Source organism: Synechococcus sp. BA-120 BA3 (assembly GCF_034931285.1).
Taxonomy (GTDB): Bacteria; Cyanobacteriota; Cyanobacteriia; order PCC-6307; family Cyanobiaceae; genus Cyanobium.
The window spans coordinates 1-1850 of record NZ_JAYGHZ010000156.1 but is presented as its reverse complement, the minus strand read 5'-3'; the positions used below and the strand labels follow the sequence as shown (position 1 = coordinate 1850).

Sequence of the window (1850 nt, the reverse complement as noted above, 5' to 3'; positions counted from 1 at the left end):
CGCATCCCGGGAGCTCTGCTCCAGAGGTGACAGCACCGCGGTCATGGCGCTGGGCCTGGTCAGTGGCTCGCAGAGGGGGGCCAGATTTCGTGTCGCATCTGGACCAGTTTTCGCTGTCGCCTGACACCTCATCTCGACACACCTCAGCATCAGCCTTTCTCTTCTCTTGATCACTGAACGGCACACCAGCCATTGCTCCAGGGGACATCGCAGCCCGCATCCGGCCTGCCTGGCTTGGGGACATCAGCCCGAAAGGCACAACCGCGCTCATCCGCAAGCTCAAGCGACCACAGCCAGATCTGCCCTGGCCGCCGCCGTCACTTACATACCCTCAACGGTCTAGCTGTTTTGATCCTGCGTGCCCGGTGTCAACTACGTAGGCGGCCGCCTACGTAGTTGACACCGGGCAGCTGGGAGCCCCGATCAGGGGCGGTACCCCGCCTCAGAGGTTAACAATGGGGCCTGTCCAGAAAAACCAGTCCACCTCAACCAGCGAGAACCCAAAGCCCTCAAGAAGGAGCTCCAGCGCAAGGAGAAGGCCATGGCGGAGATGGCGGCCTTGCTGGTGCTGCGAAAAAAGTGGGAAGCCTTCTGTTCGGAGGACGCGGAAGGCTGACCAGCGCCGCTCACCGGCGCAAGGCGATCGAGCTGATCAGCGAGGCACATTCCGCTGGCGCGGGTTTGGGGCGTGCCTGCTGCGAAATCGGAATCTCTCTGCGCACCCTCAAGCGCTGGCGGAAGGCCTGTCTCGGTGATGGTGACGGCCGCGATCGCCGTAAAGGCAGTTCCCGTCTCGTTTCCCACAGACTGAGCGAAGAGGAGCGCCAGCGCATCCTGCTCACTTGCAACCAGCCTGAATACGCATCGCTGCCACCGGGACAGATCGTGCCAGCCCTTGCTGATCAGGGGCTGTACATCGGCTCAGAGAGCAGCTTCTACCGGGTGCTCCACGCCCACGGCCAGGTGCACCGGCGCGGACGAGCAAGACCACCTCAGGAACCCAGAGCCGTTCCACGGCTCAGGGCTATCGCTCCGAACCAGCTCTGGAGTTGGGACATCACCTATCTCCCCACCACTGTCCGCGGGATCTGGCTGTACCTCTACCTGGTGATCGACGTCTGGAGCCGCAAGGTGGTGGCCTGGGATGTTGCTGAGCGAGAAGATCCAGCCATTGCAGCGGATCTGGTCAGTAGGGCTTGCCTGAGAGAGCGGATCAGCAAGGGCCGTAAGCAGCCTTTGGTTCTGCACGCCGACAACGGCAACGCCATGCGTGCGGCCACGCTGGAAAGCCGCTTGGAAGAACTGGGCATCCTCCGATCCTTCTCTCGGCCACGGGTGTCGAATGACAACCCGTACTCGGAATCGCTGTTCCGCACGGTGAAGTACCGGCCTGATTACCCCCGCAGGCCATTTGCCTCCAAAGAACAGGCGTGTCAGTGGGTCGCCGAGTTCGTCGACTGGTACAACCACCAACACCGCCACAGCGGCATCAAATTCGTGACGCCCCAGCAACGTCACAATGGCCAGGCTGTGGAGATCAGCCGCCATCGCGGTGTCGTCTACGAACGAGCCAGACAGCTCAATCCAAGGAGATGGTCACGATCAACCAGGTGCTGGCGTCAACCGGAGGTGGTTTGGATCAATCAGCCGATGGAAGAGCTCCATGAACCAGGGCAGCTACCGTTGATGCAGGCCGCCTGAAAGGCAGCCCAGGAGTGACAACTTCCTAAGAAACACCCACGGCCATCAGGGATCTCCGCCTATCAGCCGGTAGCAACCAGTTGGTAACCCAGTGCTTTTGCACGTCTTTCCAGACCATGGATTTGACGTTCGCGAGATGCCTGCTGGTA

At 61.2% G+C, this 1850-nt stretch carries 1 protein-coding gene; it reads left to right on the top strand.

What is annotated here, in order from left to right; all coding sequences use genetic code 11:
- The first annotated feature begins 579 nt into the window (after positions 1-579).
- A complete protein-coding gene (locus tag VB737_RS06805) occupies positions 580-1701 on the top strand; it encodes an IS3 family transposase (protein ID WP_500312175.1) in 1122 nt (373 codons plus the stop codon).
- Positions 1702-1850 lie beyond the last annotated feature (149 nt).